Annotated in this window: 24 protein-coding genes and 3 tRNA genes; 15 read left to right on the forward strand and 12 right to left on the reverse strand. The window is 61.3% G+C overall.

Annotated elements, in window-relative coordinates:
• Positions 1–2: 2 nt before the first annotated feature.
• Entirely contained in the window at positions 3–2186 is a 2184-nt protein-coding gene (locus tag O8W32_04375) for a glutamine synthetase III (protein ID WII08415.1), read from the reverse strand.
• A 396-nt stretch (positions 2187–2582) separates the two neighbouring features.
• On the opposite strand from O8W32_04375, the gene O8W32_04380 reads away from it, so the two are divergent.
• The 10 genes from O8W32_04380 (at position 2583) to O8W32_04425 (ending at position 11501) form a co-directional block, all read left to right on the forward strand.
• On the forward strand, positions 2583–3518 hold the full coding sequence (locus tag O8W32_04380) for a hypothetical protein (protein ID WII08416.1): 936 nt from the start codon (positions 2583–2585) through the stop codon (positions 3516–3518).
• On the forward strand, positions 3515–5062 hold the full coding sequence (locus O8W32_04385; GenBank protein WII08417.1) for a hypothetical protein: 1548 nt from the start codon (positions 3515–3517) through the stop codon (positions 5060–5062). Before O8W32_04380 ends, O8W32_04385 begins: the two co-directional genes overlap by 4 nt.
• A 37-nt stretch (positions 5063–5099) precedes the next feature.
• Positions 5100–5477 (forward strand): hypothetical protein, encoded by a 378-nt coding sequence (locus O8W32_04390; protein ID WII08418.1) that lies wholly within the window; start codon positions 5100–5102, stop codon positions 5475–5477.
• A gap of 19 nt (positions 5478–5496) precedes the next feature.
• Positions 5497–6048: a hypothetical protein gene (locus O8W32_04395; protein ID WII08419.1), complete on the forward strand. Its 552-nt coding sequence runs from the start codon at positions 5497–5499 to the stop codon at positions 6046–6048.
• Positions 6049–6053: 5 nt separating this feature from the next.
• On the forward strand, positions 6054–7205 hold the full coding sequence (locus tag O8W32_04400; GenBank protein WII08420.1) for an SPFH domain-containing protein: 1152 nt from the start codon (positions 6054–6056) through the stop codon (positions 7203–7205).
• A gap of 60 nt (positions 7206–7265) precedes the next feature.
• On the forward strand, positions 7266–7586 hold the full coding sequence (locus O8W32_04405) for a hypothetical protein (protein WII08421.1): 321 nt from the start codon (positions 7266–7268) through the stop codon (positions 7584–7586).
• Between the two features lie 42 nt (positions 7587–7628).
• Complete coding sequence (locus O8W32_04410) at positions 7629–8444, forward strand: inositol monophosphatase family protein (protein WII08422.1); 816 nt, start codon at positions 7629–7631, stop codon at positions 8442–8444.
• A 468-nt stretch (positions 8445–8912) separates the two neighbouring features.
• Positions 8913–9431 carry a PH domain-containing protein gene (locus tag O8W32_04415; GenBank protein WII08423.1) on the forward strand — a complete coding sequence of 173 codons (519 nt, stop codon included), beginning with the start codon at positions 8913–8915 and terminating at the stop codon, positions 9429–9431.
• Complete coding sequence (locus tag O8W32_04420; GenBank protein ID WII08424.1) at positions 9432–10925, forward strand: PH domain-containing protein; 1494 nt, start codon at positions 9432–9434, stop codon at positions 10923–10925. It abuts the gene before it with no gap.
• A 45-nt stretch (positions 10926–10970) separates the two neighbouring features.
• Positions 10971–11501, forward strand: a complete 531-nt coding sequence (locus O8W32_04425; protein WII08425.1) for an adenine phosphoribosyltransferase — start codon at positions 10971–10973, stop codon at positions 11499–11501.
• A gap of 51 nt (positions 11502–11552) precedes the next feature.
• On the opposite strand, the gene O8W32_04430 is transcribed toward O8W32_04425, so the two are convergent.
• From O8W32_04430 to O8W32_04440, 3 genes are all read right to left on the reverse strand, one after another.
• Positions 11553–11627, reverse strand: a tRNA-Arg gene (locus O8W32_04430).
• Between the two features lie 39 nt (positions 11628–11666).
• The gene (locus O8W32_04435) at positions 11667–12323 is read right to left on the reverse strand and encodes a flavoprotein (protein WII08426.1); all 657 of its coding nucleotides are present in this window, start codon (positions 12321–12323) and stop codon (positions 11667–11669) included.
• A 5-nt stretch (positions 12324–12328) separates the two neighbouring features.
• On the reverse strand, positions 12329–13285 hold the full coding sequence (locus O8W32_04440) for a tetratricopeptide repeat protein (protein ID WII08427.1): 957 nt from the start codon (positions 13283–13285) through the stop codon (positions 12329–12331).
• A gap of 116 nt (positions 13286–13401) precedes the next feature.
• Between O8W32_04440 and hypE the strand changes: the two genes are divergently transcribed.
• Positions 13402–14448 carry a hydrogenase expression/formation protein HypE gene (hypE, locus tag O8W32_04445; GenBank protein ID WII08428.1) on the forward strand — a complete coding sequence of 349 codons (1047 nt, stop codon included), beginning with the start codon at positions 13402–13404 and terminating at the stop codon, positions 14446–14448.
• A gap of 16 nt (positions 14449–14464) precedes the next feature.
• Positions 14465–15655, forward strand: a complete 1191-nt coding sequence (locus O8W32_04450; protein ID WII08429.1) for a DUF1015 domain-containing protein — start codon at positions 14465–14467, stop codon at positions 15653–15655.
• Positions 15656–15731: 76 nt separating this feature from the next.
• Here the strand turns inward: O8W32_04450 and O8W32_04455 are convergent, their stop codons facing one another.
• Together O8W32_04455 and O8W32_04460 are read right to left on the reverse strand one after the other, a co-directional pair.
• Positions 15732–16112 carry a hypothetical protein gene (locus tag O8W32_04455; GenBank protein WII08430.1) on the reverse strand — a complete coding sequence of 127 codons (381 nt, stop codon included), beginning with the start codon at positions 16110–16112 and terminating at the stop codon, positions 15732–15734.
• A gap of 226 nt (positions 16113–16338) precedes the next feature.
• A tRNA-Thr gene (locus O8W32_04460) sits at positions 16339–16413 on the reverse strand.
• 87 nt (positions 16414–16500) lie between these two features.
• On the opposite strand from O8W32_04460, the gene rqcH reads away from it, so the two are divergent.
• Together rqcH and O8W32_04470 are read left to right on the forward strand one after the other, a co-directional pair.
• Positions 16501–18474 carry a ribosome rescue protein RqcH gene (gene rqcH / locus O8W32_04465; protein ID WII08431.1) on the forward strand — a complete coding sequence of 658 codons (1974 nt, stop codon included), beginning with the start codon at positions 16501–16503 and terminating at the stop codon, positions 18472–18474.
• Between the two features lie 168 nt (positions 18475–18642).
• On the forward strand, positions 18643–20148 hold the full coding sequence (locus O8W32_04470; GenBank protein WII08432.1) for an AAA family ATPase: 1506 nt from the start codon (positions 18643–18645) through the stop codon (positions 20146–20148).
• A gap of 64 nt (positions 20149–20212) precedes the next feature.
• Here O8W32_04470 and O8W32_04475 read toward each other — a convergent pair.
• From O8W32_04475 to O8W32_04500, 6 genes are all read right to left on the reverse strand, one after another.
• Positions 20213–20289 (reverse strand) — tRNA-Arg (locus O8W32_04475).
• A 51-nt stretch (positions 20290–20340) separates the two neighbouring features.
• Positions 20341–20532: a 30S ribosomal protein S17e gene (locus tag O8W32_04480; protein ID WII08433.1), complete on the reverse strand. Its 192-nt coding sequence runs from the start codon at positions 20530–20532 to the stop codon at positions 20341–20343.
• 84 nt (positions 20533–20616) lie between these two features.
• Positions 20617–21288 carry an FAD-dependent thymidylate synthase gene (thyX, locus tag O8W32_04485; protein ID WII08434.1) on the reverse strand — a complete coding sequence of 224 codons (672 nt, stop codon included), beginning with the start codon at positions 21286–21288 and terminating at the stop codon, positions 20617–20619.
• On the reverse strand, positions 21285–22037 hold the full coding sequence (locus O8W32_04490) for a TraB/GumN family protein (protein WII08435.1): 753 nt from the start codon (positions 22035–22037) through the stop codon (positions 21285–21287). The genes thyX and O8W32_04490 overlap by 4 nt, the downstream gene beginning before the upstream one ends.
• On the reverse strand, positions 22034–22825 hold the full coding sequence (locus O8W32_04495; protein WII08436.1) for a hypothetical protein: 792 nt from the start codon (positions 22823–22825) through the stop codon (positions 22034–22036). Before O8W32_04495 ends, O8W32_04490 begins: the two co-directional genes overlap by 4 nt.
• Positions 22826–22924: 99 nt before the next feature.
• On the reverse strand, positions 22925–23365 hold the full coding sequence (locus tag O8W32_04500; protein ID WII08437.1) for a hypothetical protein: 441 nt from the start codon (positions 23363–23365) through the stop codon (positions 22925–22927).
• A 466-nt stretch (positions 23366–23831) separates the two neighbouring features.
• Here O8W32_04500 and O8W32_04505 point away from each other — a divergent pair, with 466 nt between their 5' ends.
• Positions 23832–25511: a hypothetical protein gene (locus O8W32_04505; protein WII08438.1), complete on the forward strand. Its 1680-nt coding sequence runs from the start codon at positions 23832–23834 to the stop codon at positions 25509–25511.
• Positions 25512–25521: the final 10 nt, after the last annotated feature.

Below are 25521 nucleotides of genomic sequence, written 5' to 3' on the forward strand. Positions count from 1 at the left end.
CCTCAGTGGATGAAGAGGAGCTCCCTGTACTTGGGCAGGGGCCACATCTGGTCGTCGACCATCATCTCGAGGCTGTCGACATGCTTCCTGATGCTCTCGAGCAGCGGGACCATCTTGTCGTGGTACTCCTCGGCGGAACCGATGCCGTCGGCCTCGGACCTCAGCTTCGAGTCGAGGGCGTCGAGCTCGTCGACCATGCCCTCGGCGGCGGAGATGTCATCGGAGATGCACTTGATGAGGTCCATCTGGGAGGCCGCCATCTTGCGGAAGTCCTTGTCCCCGTAGATGTCCTTGAGGTTCTTGACGTTCTGGAGGAGGATGTTCTGGTACGCGATGGCGACGGGGATCACGTGGTTGGTGGTCAGGTCGCTCAGGACCCTTCCCTCGATGGCGATCTTCTTGGAATAGATCTCCAGGAAGACCTCCTTCCTGCTCTCGAGCTCAACGCGGGTCATGACACCGGTGTCGGCGAAGAGCTTGACGGTCTTCTTGGAGTCGAGGGCGTTGTAGCACAGGGGGACGGAGGTCTCGCAGTCGAGGCCCCTCTTGGCGGCCTCGGCCTTCCACTCGTCGGAGTAGCCGTTTCCGTCGAAGACGACGGCCTTGGCTGCCCTGTAGGTCTCGCGGGTCTCGTCGAGGACGGCCTGCAGGACGGGCGTGCCGCTCTTGATCCTCTTGTCGACCGCGGCCTTGAACTTCACGAGCTGGTCGGCGAGGATCGTGTTGAGGACGGTGATGGGTCCGGAGCAGTTGGCGCTGCTCCCGACGGCCCTGTACTCGAACCTGTTCCCGGTGAACGCGAAGGGCGAGGTCCTGTTCCTGTCGGTGTTGTCGACGAGGAGCTCGGGGACCTGCGGTATGCCGAGGCTGTATCCCTTCTTGCCGGCGATCTTGACCATGTCCTTGGACTTCAGGAGCTCCTCGAAGGCGGCGCTGACCTGCTGTCCCAGGAAGGAGGAGATGATCGCGGGCGGGGCCTCGGAGGCGCCGAGCCTGTGGGCGTTGTCGGCGTTCAGCACGGCGGCCTTGAGGAGGGCGTTGTTGTCGTAGACGGCCTTGAGGGTGTTGGCCATGAAGCAGAGGAACCTGAGGTTCTCCTCGTCGGTCTTCCCGGGGGACATCAGGCCGATGCCGCTCTCGGTTCCGAGGGACCAGTTGCAGTGCTTCCCGGATCCGTTGATGCCCGCGAAGGGCTTCTCGTGGAGGAGGACCTCGAAGCCGTGCCTCTCCGCGACGTTCTTCATGACGGACATGAGGAGGAGGTTGTGGTCGATGGCGAGGTTTGCCTCTTCGTAAACGGGGGCGATCTCGAACTGGTTGGGCGCGACCTCGTTGTGGCGGGTCTTCACCGGGATGCCGAGCTTGTACGCCTCGTACTCGAGGTCGCGCATGAACTCGATCACCCTGGGGGGTATGGCCGCGAAGTAGTGGTCGTCGAGCTGCTGGTTCTTCGCGCTGTCGTGGCCGACGAGGGTCCTGTCGGTCATGACGAGGTCGGGGCGCTGCATATAGAGGTCCTTGTCGACCAGGAAGTACTCCTGCTCCCATCCGAGGTAGGAGTGGACGACCTCATTGCCCTGTCCGAAATATGCCAGCACATCCTTGGTGGCCTTGGTGACCGCGGAGACCGACTTCAGGAGGGGGGTCTTGTAGTCGAGGGCCTCGCCGGTGTAGGAGACGAAGACGGTGGGGATGCAGAGGGTGTCGCCGATGACGAAGGCAGGGGACGAAGGGTCCCAGGCGGTGTAGCCGCGGGCCTCGAAGGTGTTCCTCAGGCCGCCGGAGGGGAACGAGGATGCGTCCGGCTCCTGCTGGAACAGCAGCTTCCCCTCGAACTTCTCGATCGACTCGCCGTGGCCGCGGGGGTCCGCGAAGGAGTCGTGCTTCTCGGCGGTGCCGCCGGTGAGGGGCTGGAACCAGTGGGTGTAGTGGGTGGCGCCCAGGTCCATGGCCCAGCGCTTCATGCCCTCTGCGACATGGTTGGCGACGTTCCTGTCGAGGGTCGCTCCCCTTTCGACGGTCTCATAGATCGACCTGCGGGTCTCCTCGGAAAGGTACTTCCTCATGGCCCTCCTGTCGAAGACGTTGCATCCGTAGTATGCCGACGTCTCCTTCGCGGGAGGCTCGGCCTTGGACGGAACCTTGGAAATCGCGCTCTCAACCGCTATGAACCTGAAGTTCTGCATGATGCGCGGATTACAGATGTTGTTTATAAGGATTGTTCATGATTGCTGTTAGACATTTGTACGCAACATTCCATTTTCGATAGATGTTTGATTACGGTTAAGTCTGAGATGCCAAAATAAAAAGTCGATTTTCGGAATATGAAGATTCGTTAAACATGGTTTTATCATATTAACACTTCTTAAGATGCATATCTCCCGGAGGCCGCGGAAGACTGCCCGGAACAGGCTCTCCGGGGCATGTCCCTGACGTTACTGAAAACGGCATCGCATGACCCGTGAGGGGCAAACAGCCCCTTCCGCGTCCCCCTGCCGACAATGGGTTTACGACGTTACAATCTGGCTTTACATTGTTTTTAATAAGAAAAAGTACAATCGGCAACTAAAGGGAGGACAGATATGGGCTTCAAACTCTTCAAGAGCGGAGACGACCTCTTCGAGGAAGCACAGGAACTCATCAAGATGAACGATCTTGACGGCGCCAGGAAGAAGTTCGAGAACGCGGTGTCCAAGAACACCGGCAGCCGCGACCTCGCCGTCCTGTACATCGCCATCATAGACCTCGTCAGGAACCGCGGCCAAAAGAACGCCTACCAGCAGGTGATCGGCAAGATCAGCGCCGCAGGCGGGAGCCTGAAGTTCGGCATCACCGATGTCGATACTGAGAAACTCAAGAAGGAGTGCGAGGCATACATCCACGAGATCGAGGCTCAGCAGGAGATCCCCGATTCCGAGTGGATGCGCAAAGGCCAGCAGATGATCGCGGTGGCCGGCGAGTTCGCATCGGAGTTCGGCGACCAGAGCATCACCCTCGACGAGCTGACCAACGGCAACTCGAAATCCACCGGGACGAGGGAATCGCTCATCCTCCAGGCCATCGCCTACGAGACCATGGGGAGGGGAGCCGTAGAGGGGGACCCGAAGCAGGCCGCCGAGTACATGCAGATGGCCTACACCTTCCGCAAGCAGCTCGGAGACTCCGGCCAGGAGGACATGGACGCGATGAAGGCGTACAGCACCTCCGGGAGGTGCTGGATCTGCGGCAGGCCGGCCAACGGCCTGGGCATACATTTCGTTGCGCAGAACGCCACTGTGTCCCAGATGTTCGTCAAAGGCGAGAAGAGCGGAGAGGTCCTGCCGTTCGCCGGGGGAAGCGATAACGGGTCGCCCACGCAGATCTACATCTGCATGCCCTGCTTCACCGCCATCTCCAACCGGGCCAACCAGATCTCCATCGGCTACTACAACGAGGCCATGAAGAACCTCCGGGAGACAGAGGCCAGGCTCCAGAGGCAGATCGATGCCCTCTCCGTGTCCGTGAGGATGAGCAGATGATCGGGGACGACATGGTCGCGCTGCGCTGCAAGTACTGCGGCGCCCCGCTGTCCGCCGACGACGTGAAAGGCGACGGGGATTACGTCACCTGCCCGAGCTGCGGTACGACCCAGCAGAGGCTCGACGCGAAAGCGTACCTCGACCAGATGATGGCCCAGGTCCGCTCCTGGATCGGCAAGGCCGTCCCGGGCGGCATGGCGGTGGCCGGCGCGCAGAACGTCGACCCCGTGGCGAGGTACAACATCTGGACCCAGAGCGTGAAGCCGAAGATCGACATAGAGTACGGGGAGTACAGGTTCGCCCTGACCTCCTTCCTCTCCAACCCGATGCTGGTCATGCCCTTCACCGTGACGACGAGCGTCAGCCCTAAGCACAGCACCGAGAGGCTGTTCCAGTTCGCGGAGCAGATCAACGGGGTCTCCCCGCTGGCCGTAGACGAGGAATCCCAGGAGTACGTCAGGACCGCCAAGGGCCTCACCGACGCCTATGCCATGCTGGCGAACAACTCCAAGCTGTTCCGCGAGGACAAGCCCGGCAGGTACCTGCTGATGGTGAACAACTTCAACACCGCGGCGGAGGACTTCCGCGCATCCAAAGGCTACGAGCCTGCGGCAGTGAGGTTCGAGGGGCTGTCCCTGGCGTGCCAGGGATGCGAGAGGATGCTCAGCGGCGACATAACGAGCGCCATGGGCAGCTTCACGGCGGCCCTGACCAAACTGAACCAGGCAAAGAAGGACTGCATCACCAACATGAAGGTCGCCATCATGGGCCAGGCCGTGGCCACCGAGATATCGGAGGTCGAGGCGCTGAACGAGACCGCCAATGCCGTCAACGCATTGGGCGGCGACCCGCTGAAGAGCCTGTCCCAGGTCAGGAGACTGTTCACCGCCGACTACCCGAACGTGGGCAGGTGGGGGAGCGTCCTGAAGGACAAGAACAGGCTGGCCGAGGTCTTCGCCAACATGAAGGCCGCCCTGGCGTCCGCCACCGGCGGGCAGGGCGTCTGCATCGCGGCGGGGCCCGGGAACGTCCTGGTGCCCTTCTGGCAGGTATCGCTCGACTACAGCTTCCAGACCGGGTCGCTGTGGAAGAAGAAGGCCGTCGAGGTGAAGGAGGTGCTCCTGGTGAGCGCCGACTTCGTCATCGACTCAGGCTGCCTGGAGCGCCCGGCGGAGGCCGTCACCGACGTCTTCGCCGGCGCTTCCAAGTCCGGGTTCCTGGACAGGCTGTCCGGGAAAGAGGGGTCCATCAGCAACAGCGCCGGGATCATAGAGGTCGTGAAGAGCGCGGCCCCCAACTCCATCGGCACCAGGAAGGTGGTCGTGCCCCTCAGCACCAAGAGGGAGGCCGAGCTGATCGCGGAGAACTACGTGGCGAACGTCCAGAACCCCCAGCTCAAGCTCAGCAACCCCGACGTGGTGAGGCTGATCTACGTGCCGTTCACGCTCAGCGGCGAATCCTTCGAGTCCCCCGGCAACCTCAGGCTGAGGCCGGCCAGGGTCTCCAGGATGAAAGCATCCGAACTGATAATACTCAACGACTGAAACCGAAGAAAACGACAGCAGAGAAGAAGGGATCGAAATGACAGAGAACAAAGGGAACGCATACAGGATGAAGCAGGTCTGGACGATGTTCCTCGTCCTCCTCGCCGCCGCAGTAGGCATCATCCTCTACTGGGGAGCTGACACATCCGCATCGGTCGCCGCCGGCGCGGTCATCCTCATCATAGGCATCGCCGTTGCTGGCGTGGGCGCCACCCACTCCTCCGCGCCTGACAAGTTCGGGCCCGGCGAGATGCTTTCCAGGGTCGCCGCGGGGCTCGTCATAATCCTCATCGGAATCGTCCTCGTGATCACCGAGTACTGCGACCTCTGGGTCGCCGCGGTCGTGTTCATCGTCGGCATCGCCCTGATCGGGCTCCTCGCCGCGACGAACAACAGCAAGCACAGCAAATACTGAACAGAAGGAGGCACACTCAATGGAAATGAACGGGAAGGACCTCGAGAACAACACCGAGAAGCAGATATCCGAGAACAGGACCCTCCCCTCCCGCATCGCGGGCTACATACCCATCTACAAAGGGTACAAGCAGAAGCAGCTCCGCCGCGAGGAGGACAGGGCGATCAGGGACATCGTGGCCAGGGAACTGACCGCGGTCAAGAACGACCTCGCCAACTCCGCGGCGGCCACCGTCGGCGACCTCGACGCGATGAGGATGTCCGAGAGGCTCAGGGCCAAGGTGGACCGCTACACCTCCCAGGTCAAGAAGACCGCCGTGGGCTACACCGGGTTCCACGAGGCGGTCAAGATCAGGGAGACCGAGCTGGACAGGGTCGTGTCCTTCGACGCCCGGCTGATCGACGGGATCGAGGCGCTCAAGAAGGAGACCGCGGACCTCACGAGGTTCGCCGACTCCGGAGAGGACATCAAGACCCCCATGAGGATGATCGAGAGGGACGTGGACGCCCTCATAGAGACTTTCAACCAGAGGGACGCGGTCATGAAGGGCATCGCGTCCGAGCAGGAGTGATCTTAATGGCATTCGGCAGCAAGAAGAACGAAGAGAAGAAGACCAACGTCGTCTACTGGGCGGACCAGGGCCCGGACGACATCATCTACGTCTCCCCGCACGACGACCTGAGGTTCTACACCTCGGTCACCGTCCCGGAGCATGCCGTCGCCCTGTTCATCAGGGACGGCCAGCTCCAGGGGGTCCTGGAGCCCGGAAGGCACCTGATCTCGTCGAACAACATCCCCTGGCTCACCAAGCTGTACAACGCGGCCCTGGGATTCAAGGAGACCCCGTTCAAGGTCCAGGTCGTGTTCATCAGCCTCAAGATCTTCAACGGCAAATGGGGCATCCGCTCCATGATCAAGGCCGCCAAGGAGTACGAGGTCCCGATCACCCTGATGGCGAACGGCGACTACCAGTTCCGCGTCGCGGACGTGAGCGTGTTCTACACCCAGGTCCTGGGAGGCATGAAGAGCTACACCACCGGCGATGTGAACCAGTTCATGAGGGGGTTCATCTCCGAGCAGATAATCCAGCAGCTCAACCAGCAGTACTACATGGACGTCATGGCCAACCTGGAGAAGGCGTCCACCGGCACCAAGATCCTCATCGACCCCTACTTCCAGCAGAGGGGGATCGAGCTCGTCGCCCTCAAGATCAACGAGGTCTCGACCACCGAGGAGGAGAAGAACAAGGTCTTCGAGTACCTGCAGTTCAGCTCCCAGAACGGAGAGGCCTTCAAGCGCTACGAGGTCATGGACAGGATGGCGGACGCCATCGGCGACTCCCAGGGAGGGGCCGCCATGGGCGCCGGCATGATGCTGTTCCCGCAGATGTACCAGCAGCTCAACCAGCAGCCGGTCCAGGGCGTGAACGCGCAGCAGCAGGCCCCCCAGGCCCAGCAGGTCATGTGCCCGTACTGCGGGTCCCTGAACACCTACCCGTACAAGTTCTGCAACAACTGCGGCAAGCCCTCGCCCATGCAGCAGCAGGCGATGGGCCAGCAGGCCCAGCAGCCGGCGGCCCCCGCTCCGGCGCAGCCCGCCGCGGCGCCTGCCCCTGCGGCCGCGGGAGCGCCCAAGGCGTTCAAGATCTGCCCGTACTGCGGCGAGAGCCTCGAGGGCCTCAAGAAGACCCCCAAGTTCTGCCCGTACTGCTCCGAGCAGCTCTACTGAAAACCTTTCCGTGGCGGGGATGCTCCCCGCCCCTTTGTTCATCTTCCGGAGTGGGTCTCATTGTGCAACGGCGACGACGGATGGTCCGGGATGGGGATGTGGCTCTTCCCCCCGCTGTTCTACAGGTACGGCGGCGGTGCGCCGCAGAACGGGAAGGAGGAGGCGGAGACCAAGGTCATGTGCCCGGTGTGCGGCGCGCTGAACTCCTATCCCTACCGCTACTGCTCCGAGTGCGGAAGCCCCTCACCCATGGAGAAATACGCCTCCTCCGCGCGTGCGGAGAAGCGCAGGTTCTCGTTCTGCCCGTTCTGCGGCGGGGACATCCGCGGGCTCTCCAAGCCCCCGCGCTACTGCCCGTACTGCGACGAGCGGTTCTTCTGACCGGGGCAAGGTTCAATACGGGCACGCCCCATGGGGAACCCCATGGAGAAGATGCTCCTGGATACGATCGACCTCGCGGTGAAGGCGGGGGAGATCGTCCTCTGCGACGAAGATTTCAAGGTCGGCAACAAGGGGACCAAGGAGAACTACGTCACCTCGACCGACATCAAGGTGCAGGATTATCTGAAAAAGGAGCTCACCGCGCTCATCCCGGGATCGTACTTCATGGGAGAGGAAGGGGACCTTCCCGAGAAGGACTCCGGGCTCATCGGGAGCGACAGGTGGGTGTGGATCGTCGATCCCATCGACGGCACCGCCAACTACGCCCGCGGCATGGACAACAGCGTCGTTTCCATCGCGCTGATGAGGCGCGGGGAGGTCGTCCTGGGAGTGGTCAGGCACCCTTACCTGGACCTGACCTTCTGGGCGTACAAGGGGCAGGGGGCGTTCCTCAACGGGAAGCCCATACACGTGTCGGACCGGAGCATTGAGCACGCCATGCTCGCCACCGCCTGGTCCGCATACGACAAGTCGAAGGCCCCGGCCTGCTTCCGCATCGCCGAGAAGCTGTACAGCGTCTGCGAGGACATCAGGAGGACCGGCACGGCCGCCTACGAGCTCTGCCTCCTGGCCAAGGGCGCGGTCGACATCTACTTCGAGATCAACCTCTCGCCGTGGGACTACGCTGCGGCCTCCAGGATCGTCGAGGAGGCCGGAGGGCATATCCGCTCCCTCGACGGAGGGGTCCATCTCTACGGTCCCGGCCCCGTCATCGCCGGGAACACCGCTGAGAACACCGATTACGTGCTGAAGGCCGTGGAGCAGGAGATCGGAGCGCCCGGGGGCAGGGGGTTCTGACCCCCGGACCCGCGATGATGTCCAGAGTTCAAATTTAATTGTTTTCGTAGTATTGTTGCTGAAATCGTAACAAAATCAAGGAATTGCGATAAAATGCATCCAATAACTGCGAAAAAAGAATGTTATATATACCTGATATGCAGATATATGCTACAGGAGGCGCGTACCAATAGGGAAACAAAATACGCTGGACATCCGCGATGCGATCGGGTTCTTTTCGGAGCAGACCGCCAAATGCGGCGCAGGGCCAGTCGGCGCGCCGGTTTGGAGCGCAATCTGAACGGGATCGCGCAGAAAGCGGCCAAACTCATTAGTAAACCGGAGCAAGGTTCCGAGATCCGAACGACGGACGGGCGTTATGACCGTCGCCTGCTGCTCGGAACCCCGAGTCCATTCCCGTTTCTTCGCAAATCATCATCTTGTAAGGGCATTTAATCCGATACAATTTTACGGATACCGCCCGATGAGATGCTGATGAAAGCATCCGAGCAGTTCCGCCTGAACGCGGACGGCCTGACGGCCGACGGATACCACGCCCTTGAGCCGGCGGCCAAGAAGGCCATGTACATATCCGACGCCATAATGGCGGCCGTCCTTCTGGCTATTTTCGCGTTCACCTATCCGCACATAGGAGATGATCTCGGTTGGCTGAGGATCGCATACACGGCCGCCACGATAGCGCTGCTGGTCCTGCTCGCGGTCTACCCGGGCATATACTACGTCCGCTACCGCTACCGCATCGACAGCGACAAGGTCGAGGTGCGCAGAGGGGTTATCGTCATCACCCACACCCTCATCCCCATCGAGAGGATCCACGAGGTCACCGTCACCGTCGGGCCGATCAACGGCCTCTTCGGCCTCGCCGATGTGGAGATCGTCACCGCCGGAGGCACCGAGTCCATTGAACACCTGGACAGCAGGACCGCCGAGAGCATCGCCGCCCGCCTGAACGAGGTCGTGGTCGGGATCCTGAAGGAAAGGGACTGAATGGAACAGAGGCAGTACAAGAACAGCGGCGTCGTCATCGCGAAGAAGTTCATCGTTTTCGAGATAGCGATAATAGCCGTCATCTGGGGCGCGGAGGGCCTGCTGTCCGATGAAGCGGACCTGGGCCCAGCCTGGCAGGCCCTGATGTGCATCCTGACCGCGCTGAACGCGTACAGCTGCTGGTACATCGTGGAGCACACGGTGTTCACCTTCGACGGGAACAAGCTGACCGTCAGCGGTAAGTTCGTCTCGAGGAACAAATCGGAGATCCAGTATTCCAGGATGGCCTCGGTGGGGATCACTCGCGGCATCCTGGACAGGCTGCTGGGCGTGTCCACCCTGACCTTCAACGTGAACTCAGGCGTGAACTCGTCCGCACCCGACGCCACCCTCTGCATCGAAAAGGAGGAGGCCGAAAGGCTGCGCACCTACCTGAACGGCGTGATCTTCGGAATGAGGCAGGAGGATGCGCCTCCTCAGGAGACTGCAGACGATGCCCGGATGCCTGATGCCGGGGTGCGCAGGGAATCGCTCGTGAAGGTCACCAACCGGGAGATCATCGTCCACAGCTTCCTGTCCCAGTCGTCCCCGCAGCTCCTGCTGGCACTTGCTCTGATCGTATGGGGCGCATGGTCCGCGCTGTCGGAGAGCGTCGGCGGAGGATACATTGCGCTCTACCTCTTCATGCTGGAGGAGGTCATCCCGATGATCTCCGTCTGCTGCCGCTACTACAACTACCGCATAGAGCGCGCCGGCGACACCGTGGTCGTGGAGTACGGCATGTTCACCCAGAAGACCGTCTCCTTCCGCGAGAACAAGGTGAACTCCGTCCGCATGAGGTCGCCCGCCCTCGCCCGCGCGCTGGGTCTCTGCACCCTGGAGGCTGAGGTCGTCGGCACCGCCAACGGGAACGGCGACGATACCGTTCCCCTGCTGTGCCCGATGAAGAGGAAGGAAGATGTCCGGGCGCTGCTGGAAAGGGCCCTGCCGGAATTCGCATCGCAGGCCGGCACCGTGCCCCAGCCGAAGGCCGGGAAGCACATCTGCATCCTCTACTGGTCGACCGCCGCCGCCCTGTTCGCGGCCGCGGCCGGCATCTCCTGGTACCTCCTCGATGACAGCGAATACAGCATGCTGGCACTTCCGGCAGCCGCTGTCCTGCTGCTCTCTGCGGCGGGCTCGGCAGCCTACGGCCTGTGCGCCGCCGGCCTCCGCGCCTTCGCTTCGGACGGGAGCATCTTCATCTTCGTCACCGGGGGCTTCGACCGGTCCGAGACCCGCTTCAATTACGACAAGGTCCAGTCCGTGGACATCCTGGCGGGGCCGATGGAGCGCCGCAACGGGGTGTGCAGGTGCTCCGTGAGCATGCTGTCCGCCCGCGGGTTCTCCACGGTCACCTCCGGGAGGTTCTCGGAGGATGATCTGAGGGCCGTGCCGGGCACTGTCATGGCCAGGATACGCGACGGAAGGTACGACTGGCGCCGGTACTCCTGAATTCCGCGGTCATTTTTATTACAGAGAAGCGGTTCTGGGACCCATATGGCAGATGACTTAGGCAAGTACATCACCTCGATCCCCGATTTCCCCAAGAAGGGGATCATCTTCAGAGATATCACCACCCTCATCTCGGACCCCGAGGGGTTCAGGAAGTCCGTCGACGGGCTCGCGCACATGGTCGACGGCATGAAGATCGACGTCGTGGTCGGCTCCGAGTCCAGAGGGTTCGTCTTCGGGGCCCCCGTTGCCTACAAGCTCGGCCTGGGCTTCGTCCTCGCCAGGAAGAAGGGCAAGCTCCCCCGCGAGACCATCTCGGAAGAGTACGGCCTCGAGTACGGCACCGCCACCCTCGAGATGCACAAGGACAGCATCAAGAAGGGCGACAGGGTGTTCATCGTAGACGACCTCGTAGCGACCGGCGGGACCACCAAGGCCATCATCAACATGGTCGAGAGGCTCGGCGGAAAGGTCGTCAAGATTGGGTTCGTCATGGAGCTTGCAGGCCTCGGCGCCAGGGAAGGGGCCCTCAAGGGCTACGATATGGACAGCCTGATCATCTACCCGGGCAACTGAAAAGACCGATGTGCCAGCGCCCCGGCCATAGCCGGAGCGCCCATCGGCGGAAGGGCCTGCCGGGATTCGAACCCGGGTTGTCAGCTCCGAAAGCTGATAGGATCATCCTGGCTACCACACAGGCCCGGATTTTGATATCCTGACGGCGTATTAATACCGTTGTTTTCAGTTCGAACAGTCCAGGCAGACGCCGTGCCCGGCGGCCACGAACAGCGGGGAGACCGACTTCAGCGAGGCCTTCAGTGCGTTCCTCCTCGGTTCCGGTATCCTCGCCTCCCCGAAATCGTTTATGGCATCGTCCCAGGAGACCTTCCTGACCTTCCCGGCAGTGTTCCCGGTGGAGAAGAACAGGTCGGAGCTGTAGAAGATGCGGGTGTGCTCCTCGAAGAACAGCAGCCCGTCGTTCATATGCACCTCCGAGGGGTAGGCGACGAACTGGATGCTGACGCCCTCGGCTTCCAGCGGCAGGCCGGGGGCGGCCGCGATGACATTCCCCTCGTAACCGTAGCCTTTCAGCTCCCTGGCGGTCATCGCGGAGCATACGGCGGACACCTCCGGGAACTTCTCGTGGAAGAGACCGAGCGCCCCGTCCTCGTCGGATTCGTTATGCGAGATGAGGATGTATTTGAGGCTCCTGCCGGCCAGGATCCTCTCGATCTCCGGCATGTTCCTCTCGGCTTCGGCGACGGTCCCGGTGCAGAAAACCAGCGGGACGCGGCCGGCCAGCAGGTACTGGTGGATGGAGATCCCCGCTCTCTCGATGTAATCGGTGAACTGCCAGAGGTCCCCGCATATGTTGCAGGCCATGGTATCGCGATTCATATTCATCACTCGGACGGGCGCCTGGGTCTTCCGTTCCCCGGCGGCTCCTTCACCTTCCCTTCGCTGCGGAGCCTCATCATCTTCCTGCCGGCCATCATGTATCCGCGGTCCTCCCCCGCCTTGTAGAGCTCAACGGCCTTATCGAAATCGGCCTCCACGCCCAGCCCCTTCTCGTAGCAGGTCCCGAGGTAGTACTTCGCCGGGATGAAGCCCCTGTCGGCGGCCTTGGTGAGCCATTCGACGGCCTTGGGATAGTCGACCTCCGTCCCGCGCCCGCGGTAGTACATCATGCCGAGCTCGAACTGGGCGTACTTGTACCCCTGGGCCGCGGACTTCGACAGCAGCTCGACAGCCTTGGCCGGATCGAGCTCCACGCCCGTGCCGTCCCTGTAGAGCACGCCGAGGTTGCATTGGGCCTCCTTGGACCCCTGTTCCGCCGCCTTGCGGTAGAGATCGGCCGCCGCGGCGAAGTCCCTGGCGACACCGCGGCCGTCCTCGTACAGCTTCCCCAGGTGGAACTGGGCCATCGCATATCCCTGGCCGGCGGCCTCCCGGTAGAGCTCCGCAGCCTTTTCCGGGTCCTGGGCAACGCCGGTCCCCTTCTCGTACGCCATCCCGAGGGCGTCCTGGGCGGAGGCCAGGCCCTGCCGGGCGGCCTTGGCGTACCACTCGGCGGCCTTCTCCGGGTCCCTGTCGACGCCCAGCCCGTTGGCGTAGTCCTGGGCCACGTAGAGCTGTGCCAGCGCGTCCCCCTTCTCGGCCGCCTTCAGGTGCAGGCGGTTGGCGGATGCAGTCCCCTCCGGGGTCCCGAGGGCGGAGAAACGCGTTGCCAGGGACCTCAACTCCTCCGCGCTCAGCGCGTCCGGGTCCTCCGGCCATGCGGGCGGGCCGTCCTTCTTGGCTGTCCTGGGCTCCGGCGCCTCGGCGCCGTCCTGCTTCCTCTTCTTCCCGAAACCGAACATTGGGATGCCTCGGAGGCATATGGCCCCGGCGTTAGAAGAAGGTTCGTAATGCGCCCTGCCGGCCTCCGCGGGTACGACCCATACATTAAAACCAGCCCGTGCCCATCGCCCGGATGATGTCAAAAGTTGTCATGAACGACGGTGCGGGAGGCGAACTCATGCAGGAGTTCATCTCCAAGCACATCACCTCGCATTTCCCCAAGATGGAGGCCGAGGTCCCCCTCGACTCCCTCGACGACTCGGCAGTGGTGGACGATATCGTCTTCACCATCGACGGGCATACGGTGAACCCGCTCTTCTTCCCCGGAGGGGACATCGGGAGGATCGCCGTGTCCGGCACCGTCAACGACATCTCGGTCATGGGCGCCAAGCCGGTCGGCCTGGCGAGCTCCGTGGTCCTCGAGGAGGGCCTGGACTCCGAGACCGTCGACAGGGTCATGCAGAGCATGGGCGACACCGCCCGCGAGGCCGGCGTCCCCATCGTCACCGGCGACACCAAGGTCATGGGCGCCGGCGAGCTCGATAAGATGGTCATCTCCACGGCCGCCGTCGGCAGGAGGTGGGACGCCCTCGACCATGACATGGAGGTCGCCAACTCCTACCGGAAGGTGGCCAGCCGCTGGTGCGCCGACTCCAACACCCGCCCGGGCGACGTCATCATCGTCTCCGGGTACATGGGCGACCACGGGGTCTCCCTGCTCTCCTTCCGCGAGGGCTACGGCTTCGACAGCACCGTGAAGTCCGATGTGCAGCCCCTCAACCGCATGATCGAGAAGGGCCTGAGGGTCGGCGGCATCGTCTCCATGAAGGACCCGACCCGCGGAGGACTCGCCAACACCCTCAACGAATGGGCCTCGAAATCCGGCGTGGAACTGCAGATAGACGAGGCCGCCATCCCCCTGAGGGACGGCGTGGTCTCGGCCTGCGAGCTCCTCGGGATCGACCCCCTGAGCATCGGCAACGAGGGGAAGTGCGTGATATCCGCCGTCCCCGAGATGGCAGAGGAGGTCCTGAAGGCCATCAGGGCCACCCCTGAAGGAAAGGACGCCGCCATCATCGGGAAGGCGGCGGAGGGCAAGAGCAGGGTCGTGCTGAACACCGAGGTCGGCGGCAGGAGGATCCTCGAGCCTCCGTCCGGGGACCCCGTCCCGAGGATCTGCTGAAAGGAGGCATGAAGAAATGGTCGATTTCCTGCCTTTCGAAGGCTACAGGCCCAATATCGGCGCCGGCGATTCCATCGCCGACTTCGTCTCGCCGCCGTACGACGTCATCGGCCCGGAGCAGCTGAAGGCGCTCCAGTCGAAGAAGCACAACGTCACCAACCTCACCCTGGAGCCGGACGCCGACGGCCGCTACCGCGGTTCGGCGCAGAGGCTCGAGTCGTTCATCGCCGAGGGCGCGCTCCGGCAGGACGGCCCCTCCTACTACCTCTACGACCAGACCTGGGACGAGAACGGCGTGAAGACCACCCGCAGGGGGCTCGTCGGCATCCTCAGGACCGAGGACTACTCCAAGGGGAACATCATCCCCCATGAAGAGACCTTCTCCAAGGTGAAGGCGGACAGGCTGAACCTCCTGCGCGACACCGAGGCCCACCTCGAGAGCATCTTCGGCATATACGAGGGGCTCGGGAAGGACCTGGACCGGAAGGTCGATGCCGCCGCCAGGCTCCGCTACAGGTACGTGGACCCCGACGGCGTGGAGCACCGCTACTCGCAGATCTCCGACCCCGCCGTCATCGAGGAAGTGAAGGAGAAGCTGAAGACCCAGAAGATGCTGATCGCCGACGGCCATCACCGCTACGAGACCGCTCTCAACTACGCCAAGGAGAACCCCGGCGACGAGGCCAAGCAGTACGTCCTCTGCACCATGGTGTCCCAGGACGACGGCGGGCTGGTCATCCGCCCCACCCACCGGCTGATCGACGCCGGGGACATCGGCGAGACCACGGCCGTCAAGAAGATCTCCAAGGCCATGAGGACGGAGGAGGCATCCTCGGTCTCCGACCTGAAGGAGAAGCTCCCGCAGCACCTCTTCGGCATGATCTTCCGCTCCGGGAAGTGCCTCCTTCTGGACAACATCTCCGAGGAGGACCCCATGATGGCGCTCGACACCTATGCGGCGCAGCAGAAGATCCTCTACGGCATCTACAAGAGCGACGAGGGGAAGTCCAAGATCTCCTATGACGCCGACATCGATTCCGTGGAGAAGTCGATGGCTGCCAAGGAGCACGACGCCGCCGTCGTCCTGAACCCGCCGAAGCTCCAGACCATCTGGGACCTCGCGGGCCGGGGCAAGAGGATGCCCAAGAAGACCACCTTCTTCTATCCCAAGATCTGGTCCGGCTGGGTCTTCTACAGGATGAAATGAGGGGGAGGGACCCCCTCGGGAAACGCAAACAGTTCCGGGGCCCTGCCGGACAGGGCCCCTTCTTTTCCTTCCGCCTTCAGACCTTGAAGAACTCCTTGACGTTGGGGCGGAACAGATAGTAGAGCACCACGATGCAGATCACCAGCTCGACAACGCTGATCCCCGATGAGATGGTGACGAGGGAGCCGACGATGCAGAGCAGGTAGATGATGACGCCGATGTACCAGAACACCGTGATCCCCTTGTAAAGGCCGACAGCGATCCCCAGGATGATCAGCCCTACGACGACGGCGATCGCCCCGGCGATTTCCAGGGCGCCTTCCGCATCATCGCGGGATATGTCCGCCTGGTCCAGTATGGCGTCGGTTATCGAGTCCGCCCCGGCGACAAGAAGAGCGCCCATCGCCATCACGATCAGGGCGCTGATCATCGTCAGGACCGAGACGATGGTTATCATCAATGGTCTTTGAACCATGATTGTCATAACTTATTATCAAATTTTTTAGTCAATCGTTGATGATTGTATGGTCTATATTCAGGGCGGAAGATGCGTGCGCATCGCAAAATGCCGACGGATAAAAGAGTCTCCCCAGGAGACTGGGTCATATGATGCGCGGATGACGGAACGGACAGGGCGGAAACGGGCGATAGCCAGTGCTTCCGAGAGATGTAATAATTAAAAGTGGAGCCGCTGGAGGGAATTGAACCCTCGGCCTACGCCTTACCAAGGCGTCGCTATACCCCTTAGCCACAGCGGCCTCTGCACTTCTGCCTTATCCCCCTTTCCTATTTAATGCTTGTTCGGGACGCTGTCCTAAATATCCCCCTAGGCATAGGGTGTGGCCATGAAGAAGGAGATGAGCTCGTTCGATGTCCGCTCGGTCGTCGGCGAGATGGCCGCGCTGGAGGGCGCCCACATGGACAAGATCTTCCAGTGGGGCGCGGGGAACGTCCTCTTCCGCATCAACACCAAGGACGGGAAGAAGGACCTTTTCTTCAAGGACAAGAAGTGGCTGTTCATCTCGCCCGACAGGCCCGACACACCGACCGTGCCGACATCGTTCGCCACCTTCCTGAGGAAGTACATCACGAACGCCAGGATCGGGAAGACCCGGCAGATCGGATTCGACAGGATCGCTGAGACCGAGCTCTTCAAGTCCGACGGCGAGTACCGGCTGGTCTTCGAGATGTTCGGCGGCGGGAACGTCCTCCTGCTCCAGGACGGGAAGATCGCGAACTGCCTGACCCAGAGGACCTTCAGGGACAGGGTCACCCGCCCCGGCGAGGAATATGCCATGCCGAGGGAGAGGTTCAACCCGCTGGAGTCCGCGCCCGAATCCTTCGCCGAGACGTTCCGCTCGTCGGACGCGGACACCGTGAGGACCCTTGCCACCGTCGCCAACCTCGGAGGGCAGTACGCCGAGGAGGTCGTGAAGAGGGCCGGCGTGGACAAGAAGGCGAAGGCCTCCGACGTCCCGGACGCCGACATCGCCAAGATGTACGCGGCCATGGAGGACATCGCGAATTCCGTCAAGACCTCCCCCAGCCCCACGGTCTTCAAGGAGAACGGGAAGATCGTCGACCTCGCGCCTATCGACCTCCGCATCTACGACGGCTGCGAGAAGGTCCCGGTCTCCAGCATCTCCGAGGCCATCGGGATGCTGATGGCCCAGAACTCCGAGGAGGAGACGGAGGAGGCCACCGATCCAGAGATCGAGAGGCTCAAGAAGAGGATAGCCAAGCAGAAGGAGACGGTGGACGCCTACCGGGTGGAGGCCGAGAGGCTCAAGGCCGAGGCCGATTCCCTCTATACCGAATACCAGAAGGTGGACGAGCTCCTGAACGTGCTCTCCGAGCAGTCCGCGAAACTGTCCTGGGACAGGCTCACGGAAGGCGCCCTGAAGATCCCCTGGGTCGCATGGATCGACCCGTCCAAGAACACGGTCGCCGTGAAGATCGGGATGCTGGAGCCCGAGCTTGATTACACCAAGGGCATCGACGGCAACGCCTCGGCCATCTATGCCAAGGGGAAGGAGCAGTCTGCCAAGGCGGATTCCGCCCAGAAGGCCCTGGAGGACTCCGAGGCGGAGCTGGCCAAGCTGCAGAAGGGATTCGACCGCAGGATCAGGGCCCAGGCGGAGAGGGCGAGGCCCAGCAAGCAGTTCTGGTTCGATTCGTTCAAGTGGTTCATAACATCGGGCGGCAGGCTGGCCGTCGCGGGCAGGGACACCCGCTCCAACGACCAGGTCGTCAAGAAGCACATGAAGGAGGAAGACGTCTACGCCCATGCCGACATCCACGGAGCGCCGTCCGTCATCGTCAAGGACGGCCTGAAGGCGTCCGAGGAGGAGCTCAAGGAGGCCTGCTGGTTCGCACTGGCGCAGTCGAAGGCATGGACCGCGGGATCGCCCGAGGGCGCCGCCTTCTGGGTATATCCGGACCAGGTCAGCAAGACCCCGAACGCGGGCGAGTTCGTGCCCAGGGGCGCGTTCATCATCCGCGGGAAGAGGAACTACGAGTACCACCTGCCGCTGGAGATGGGAGTGGGGGAGATCTTCTATCAGGGAGAGAGGAAGGTCATGTGCGCCCCGACTCCGGTCATGGAGAAGTCCTCCGAGAAGTACTTCGTCATCCGCCCCTCGAAGACGAAGGACCACCGCATGGCCGGGGAGATCGCCAAGGCGCTCGATGTCCCGGAGGAGGAGGTCTCGAGGATCCTGCCTCCCGGAAGCATCGAGACCGTCAGGAAGGTATGGCCGAAGGAGGCTGAGGAGAAGGAACCGGAAGGACGGGACGGAGGAGGCTCCGGGGACGAATGACCCGGATCCCGCAGAGAAACGTTGCGGCAGCCGACCGGACAGCATGATGCAAATCGCAATTTGAGTTTTAAGAAAACTGATGAAATATAGATTTTAAATTTTAATAAAACTGGGAAAATCCGACGAATCAGTTTTAATATTTCTGATTACATCAATAATGCTGGCTATATGGATAGAATCTTCAAAAGAAAGATCTATGATGACCTCCTGAAGTGGAAGACCGAGTCCCGCGGAAGAACTGCGATCTTGATAGAGGGGGCAAGGCGCGTAGGGAAGACCACCGTGGTGAAAGAATTCGCCAGGAACGAGTACAGATCGTTCATCTACATCGACTTCCTCCGCAAGCCCAGGGACATCATCAGGATCATCGAGGACAATTACGGCGATCTCGACAGGATGTTCCTCCTCCTGCAGCGCCTCACGGGAGTGACCCTCTACGACCGGAACAGCGCGGTGGTCTTCGACGAGGTGCAGAACTATGCTCCCGCCAGACAGCTGGTGAAGTACCTTGCGGAATACGGGAAGTACGACATCATAGAGACCGGCTCGCTGATCTCCATCTGGAAAACCGTCAGAGACATATCCATACCTTCCGAGGAAGAGATCATCGTGATGCACCCGATGGACTTCGAGGAGTACCTCTGGGCGAAGGGAGACACAGGCACCGTTCCGTTCCTCCGCGAGTCGTTCCGGAAACTAATCCCCCTCGGCCCCCTCCACAGGAAGATCATGCAGGAATACGCCGACTACATGCTCGTCGGCGGCATGCCTCAGTCGGTCGACGCGTTCCTCTCCGAAAGAAGCTTCGCCGCGGCGGAGAAGGCCAAGAGACTCATCCTCCGCATCTACACCCAGGACACCGCGAAGATGATCGGCGGGGACATGACCGACACGGCGATCTTCTCCAACATCCCGGGAGAGCTGTCCCGTCACGCCAAAACGTTCAGGCCGTCGGACGTCAGGAAGGGGTCCCTCGCGGAGCGCTACCTGGGCAACGTGAAATGGCTGGAGATGTCCAGGATGGTCAACGTATGCCGCTGCGCCACCGAGGCCGCGCCCGCCCTGCCGCTGTCGGAGAATTCAGGGTCCTTCAAAATCTACATGGCGGACACGGGGCTCCTTTTCACCGCGGCGTTCAGCGGGAACGTTGCCGACCCCGAGATCGTCTACAGGGGCCTTGAGAAGGGGGACCTGAACGTCAACAGGGGGATGTTCGCCGAGAACATGGTGGCCCAGGAGCTCGCCGCCCTGGGTTACAGGCTGACATTCTTCACGTTCTACGAGGAAGGGTCGTCGAATCTGCATGAGATAGACTTCCTGATCTCTGACGCCGAGAACCTGGTGCCCATAGAAGTGAAATCCGGCCTGTCGGGGAGGCATGTTTCCCTGGACCGCTTCATGGAAACATACCGCCCTCAGGGGGAGAGAGCATACGTCATACATTCGAAGGACCTGAGGGTCGACGGCGATGTGGTCTATCTGCCGATCTACATGACCATGTTCCTTGACCGGAGCAGCTTCGGAACTGTTCTGGCCGCCGGAGAGGAACGCCTGGACGGATATCAGGAACGGGCGATGCGGCTGTCGGAAACAGATCGGGAGGAACGAACGAATCCACCGGAAGGCCGAATGCCGCTGACTCAGGCCGGGAATCCGCCGAGGGATCCACGATAATGAAAGGCTCTGGAAAAAATCGTCCACCGGGAAGCGTCCAGGCGAAAAATGAACTGATGGTTGATGGCGGGCATATTGGGATTCGAACCCAAGTCTAGGGCTCCGCAAGCCCCTAGGATATCCAAGCTACCCCATATGCCCGTGGAAATGTGTGTGCGGATGTTCCTTGTTCGAAGGTAAGCGGTTTTGCCTTCATGCCTCGGGGTGAGACATGTAGCGGGTGATGTATCCGGCGATCTTGTTCCTCATGGGGACGGACTGGACGTCGGTCAGGGTCGCGACCATTTCCTTGTTCGCGTCGAAGTCCTTGCCGAAGGCCTGAGGGTACTTGTTGACAAGTTCGATGGATACTCTCTTGATGTAGGTGGGTCTGATTCTTCCCATATCTTTCACCGAGCGAAGCGTCCCATGGAAGTTCTGTATTTAAACCTTTACGGGACGTTTTCAGTGCTGATGCCGGGCCCGCAGTCAGTCGTCCTTCAGCTCCGTCCTGGGGTGCCCGCAGGATTTCTTCCCCTCGGGGCATCCGGTGGGCTGTATGCAGCCGGGGCCGGCGTTCCTGAAGATGATCGGCGACACCTGCTTGCAGAGCGCCAGCATCTGGTCAGCCATCTCCCGGATCTCCCACTGGGCGCGGTTGCAGCACCTGAGTGAGAAGAAATGCCTCAGCTCCCTGGCGTTCATGGTGACGGTGATGTTGGTGGTGCAGGCGTTGGGCAGAACGTAGCGGGCATCCTCCGCCGGGATCCCGAGGTCCTCCAGCTCGGCATAGGCTTCCCATATGCCCTTCATAGCGTCCTCGTACACCTTCCGGGCCTCCGGGTCCGCCTGAACGGTCTCCGGGACCACGTAGGTCGGGTCGCGGAGGGAGACGTACCTCTGCGACTGCTGCGAGAACGTGGCTATCCTGTGCCTGACCAGCTGGTGGGTGAGCGAGCGCGACACGCCCTCGACCGAGAAGGTGAAGACCGCGTGCTCGATGACCGAGTCGTGGCCCATGGAAACGACGTGCTTCAGCGTCTTCTCCGGCTGCACCTCGTCCTCCAGCACGGAGGCGGGCTTCTCGGAATAGCATGACCTGGCTGCCGCCGCGCAGATCCTGTCCGCGTCCGGCGTGTATGCGAGCAATTTGACTATCATTCCCCGTTCCCTTCCCAGAAACTCGATTTCACGGCGGCCAGCCTCTGCGGGTCCGTCAGGTCGGCCAGCCTGACCGTCCTGATGTCCCCGCCGATCAGCCTCACGAGGCCGTCCACGTGGCCGTCGCCGACCACGGCGACAGTGCGCTCATGGGTATCGGCAGCCCTCTTTATGACCTCTGCCATGTGCCTGTTCCTCTCGTCTATGAGCACGCGGACCAGGGTGGGGTACTTCCTGCGCATCCCCTCGATGTAGGCGGCCTGGTCCTTGGAATACTCCTCCTGGGTCTTCTCGACCTTCTTCCTCCCGAAGACCCGGTCGCCGATGCCGGAGAGCCGGTACCTCATCTTCTCCGCGGCCGGCATCTCCCGCCACATGCGCATCATGGCCTCCTGGGCGTCGACGTCGGCGCAGACGATCTCCGCGCCGGCCTCCCTGCCGGCGGCTATCGCCGCCGCCATGTCGGCGCCGGCGGAGACCCCGTTCTCGGCGGACATGCGCTCCTGGTACTTCGCGGAGCTGCGGTAGATCGGAGGGGCCTTCTTCAGGCGCTCCTCCCTGTCCGCGTCGGGGTCGATCCCGCGGGCCTCCAGGTCCCGGCGGAGGGCCTCCCTGTCCCCGGTGAGAGCATGGTAGCGCATCTCGTCGAGCTCCACGCACACCGCGTCCGGCCAGGAATGCTTCACCAGGAACATGACCGAGTCCCCGATGTTGAAGACGTGGCCGGTGCCGATGACCGTGAGGCTCATTTCCTGCTCTTTTCGGGCTCGCCGTCGACGAACCTGCCGCGGTAGCTCGGGCGGCCGTCGGAGTACTCGGCGCTGCCGGGCCCCTGCTGCTTCCCTTCGACGAAGACGCCCTCGAAGACGTTCCCGTCCTTGTCCACCAGGGAGCCGAGGCCGTTCGCCATGCCGTCGATGACGTCGCCGGTGTAGACGGAGCCGTCCGGCCAGGAGATCGTCCCCTCGCCGGTGGCCTTCCCGCGGACGATCGGGCCGCGGTAGGTGCCGTTGTCGGGGGTCTTCTGCACGCCGGAGAAGCCAGCGGCCTTCTTCTTGGGCTCCTTCTTCTCGACGTACACGATCTTCTCCTTCACGACCGGCTCGGGGACCACGTAGGGCTTCCCGCAGGAGAACTCCCCGGAGAAGACGGAGCCGTCCGCCTTCCTGAGGACCCCGCGGCCGTCGTAGCGCCCGTTCCCGAAGCCGCCCTGGTAGGAGGAGCCGTCGGGGTACGTGATGCTGCCCTGGCCGTCGTAGCGGCCTCCGAGGAAGCCGCCGGAGTACTTGGTGCCGTCGGCGAGGCTGAGGAATCCCTGCCCTTCGTACCTCCCGTTCACGAAGGTGCCCTGGTAAGATGAGCCGTCGGGGAATGTGAAGGTCCCCATGCCCTCGAGGCGGCCGAGCCTGAAGCCGCCGGAGTATTTCCTTCCGTCCTTCCAGACATACGAACCCTGTCCGTCGGGTATGTCCGCGGTGTCGAGGACCGTGCCGTCGTAGGCGCCGTCGGGGTATTCGATGTGTGCCATTTTCGCCATGTTGATTTTCCTGATGCCATCCGGGGATAAATAGGATGCCAGATGGCAGCGGCGGATTTTGCGACAGCCCCGAGGCGGTGACAGAAGGCGGAGAAGACGTCATCCCTGGGTCTGGGTCACCGGGCAGCTCTGTATCCACTCGCCGCTGTAGACGGCGCTGCCGTCGGGACCATAGAGGGTGCCCATCCCCTCCATCATCCCGGATACGAAACCTCCCTCGTACACGCGGCCGTCCGGCCATCTGAGGGTCCCGCGGCCCTGCATCGAGCCCCGGTAGAAGTCGCCCTCGTACTCAGTGCCGTCCTTCCAGCGCATGCGGCCGCGTCCGGTCATGTCGTCAGCGTCGAAGTCGCCCTCGTAGACCCACTTCCCGGGGACGCGGAAGGTCCCGCGGCCGTGCTTCATGCCGCTGTGCCAGCGCCCCACATATGAGTTCCCGTTGGACCAGCGGAACATGCCTAGGCCCTCCTCATCGCCGGAGGGGGAGACTTCGCCGATGTAGTAGCCGTTCTCGTAGTCTATGCGGACGTCGTCGGACATATGGCGAGAGGATGGACCGGCGGTTTATATCCGATTCGGAGAGGCCACATCGGGGGATACGGCCCTCCCCATGGACTCGGAAAGCAGGCCTGGCATCTTCGGTGCAGCAGACCCTTGGAACCGCCCCGGACCCGGACCGATCGGGCCTTAAGGCAAGGCCCCTGGGGCGGCAACAAGGCAATCCATAGATAGCCAGTCGAATCGCCAGTGAAATTATATTTCAATAACTATGTTATCATAAGGTCAATGTTCCCTGGATCATATATGATGGGCGGTGATGGCGACATCGATTCGATGACCGGGGCACCCGCATTCTTCACGACTTATGTGCAGACCGAGCAAAATGCAGGGAGCGCATGCCGCCGCAAACAGGAGGACAAGGAACCTGATCGACCCATCCTCGCTTGATATCGCCCCCTCCGAATATTCGGATTTCAGATCATTGTGCCTCGATATCTATGATTTCGTGGCGAATGAAGATCACGCCAATCTCTTCAAACTGAAATCCAATTTCCCCGAGAACAAGTTCACGATGTTCGGTAAGGCCCTTGATGCCCTGATTTCGGACTCATCCATTTCCAACGGGTTCTACGGATTCGTTGCAGGGCCGAGGCCGACGTTCATAGGGCCGGACGGCCGTCCGGAAGTTGACGGCCAGACTAAAGAAGGATGCGCAGAACGCATCGAACGCATCAAGGCCATCGATTCCGAAACCCACGGCATCCTCTCCCGCAAGGAGTTCTATAATCCTGCGTATGTGGTAGAGAAGACCATCACATCCATGGGGAAAGGGACCCAGAAGACCATTCTGGAAAAGTTCTTCATCGAGAATTGGGAACTCGACGACATCGTCGGCGTATACGGGTCCGGCGCATTGAGCACCATAGATGAATTCAGCAAAAGGTTCTCGAAAGACCCGTTGGATGCAGAGTTCTTTGATGAATGCAATGTGCCGTCCAACGTCATGATCTACCTGTGCAATCGGTCTCCGGCATACTACAGGCTGTTCCTGGTGAATTCCGATCCGGGATTCGGCGATGCCATGGAACGCATATTCCCGCTGATGCCGGGCACAGCATTGAAAGTGCGCCTCTTCCCTAATTCAGAAGAGAGTATCGACCTCAACAGCCGCGCCATGTCGTACCTCGAGGAGTATATGAAGGCCCATGAAGGGAATGGCAGGTGCTTCGTCTCGGCCCTCCTCGCATTGTTCGACAACGTGCCCATCAAGAAGACCCAGGTGAAATGGATCTTCGGTAGCATGTGCGAATGGTTCAGGATGCCTCACCCCGTGTTCGAAGAGTGGGGGCCTTTATTTGATGATTTCCTGGAGACGAAAAGCACAGTCAAGTTCCTCTCTTACGATAACATCGAGTCGGCATGTTCCGTTCTGAACGGCATCAAGGAGATGGGGTACGGAGCATCGGTTGAGAAGATCTACGTGAAATGCGGCCAGGAACTCCTATCCAGCGGCATCGGAAACCAGGAGGAATTGGAAGATTTCCTGCTCAAGTACACCGGATTCCGTGTCGATAACGGACGCATCCTTGCCGGAGGTTCACTGAAGGAAGCGATCGAGCATTTCATCAGGGACGTCAAGGTCTATAACCCGGAGCACCTCAGGAAATTGTATATCCGTCGCTGCGGAGGCCCGACTGAGCAGATTAAACCGATCATCGACTCCATAGACATCGGCAAGTTCGCTACCGGCAATGAACTGACTCAGGAAGAGGCCCGGAGCATAGAGGAAAAACTGTCTGAGTACGAGTGGATATCCAAAGACAATGCCAGGTCCATATTCGCGGACCTCCACGAACTCGAGGACAAATTCACCGAGATGAACATGCACAGGCTCGGTTTCACGAGCATGCAGGACGTATATTTCAGAGCCAAGTACTCCTCGTTCGGCGAGTGCGTCCTGAAGTGCGAGTTCGTCGGGGACGAGATATACGTGGACGAGCGCAAGTTCAGGCTGAAGATGGACTGCAGCGCGTTCAGGCTCGAAGTCGAGAATCTGGAAAGATACCTCCACTGGATCCCTGTCTCCAAGTACAGGTACATCAATCTGGACTCTCCGAAAAATGCCAGATTCGCTGAGATATTGGTCGGATACAAGGAAAAGATAACGGAACTATGCAAGCATTAGTTCACTACGC

The organism is Methanomassiliicoccales archaeon LGM-DZ1 (assembly GCA_030168595.1).
Lineage (GTDB): Archaea > Thermoplasmatota > Thermoplasmata > Methanomassiliicoccales > Methanomethylophilaceae > Methanomethylophilus.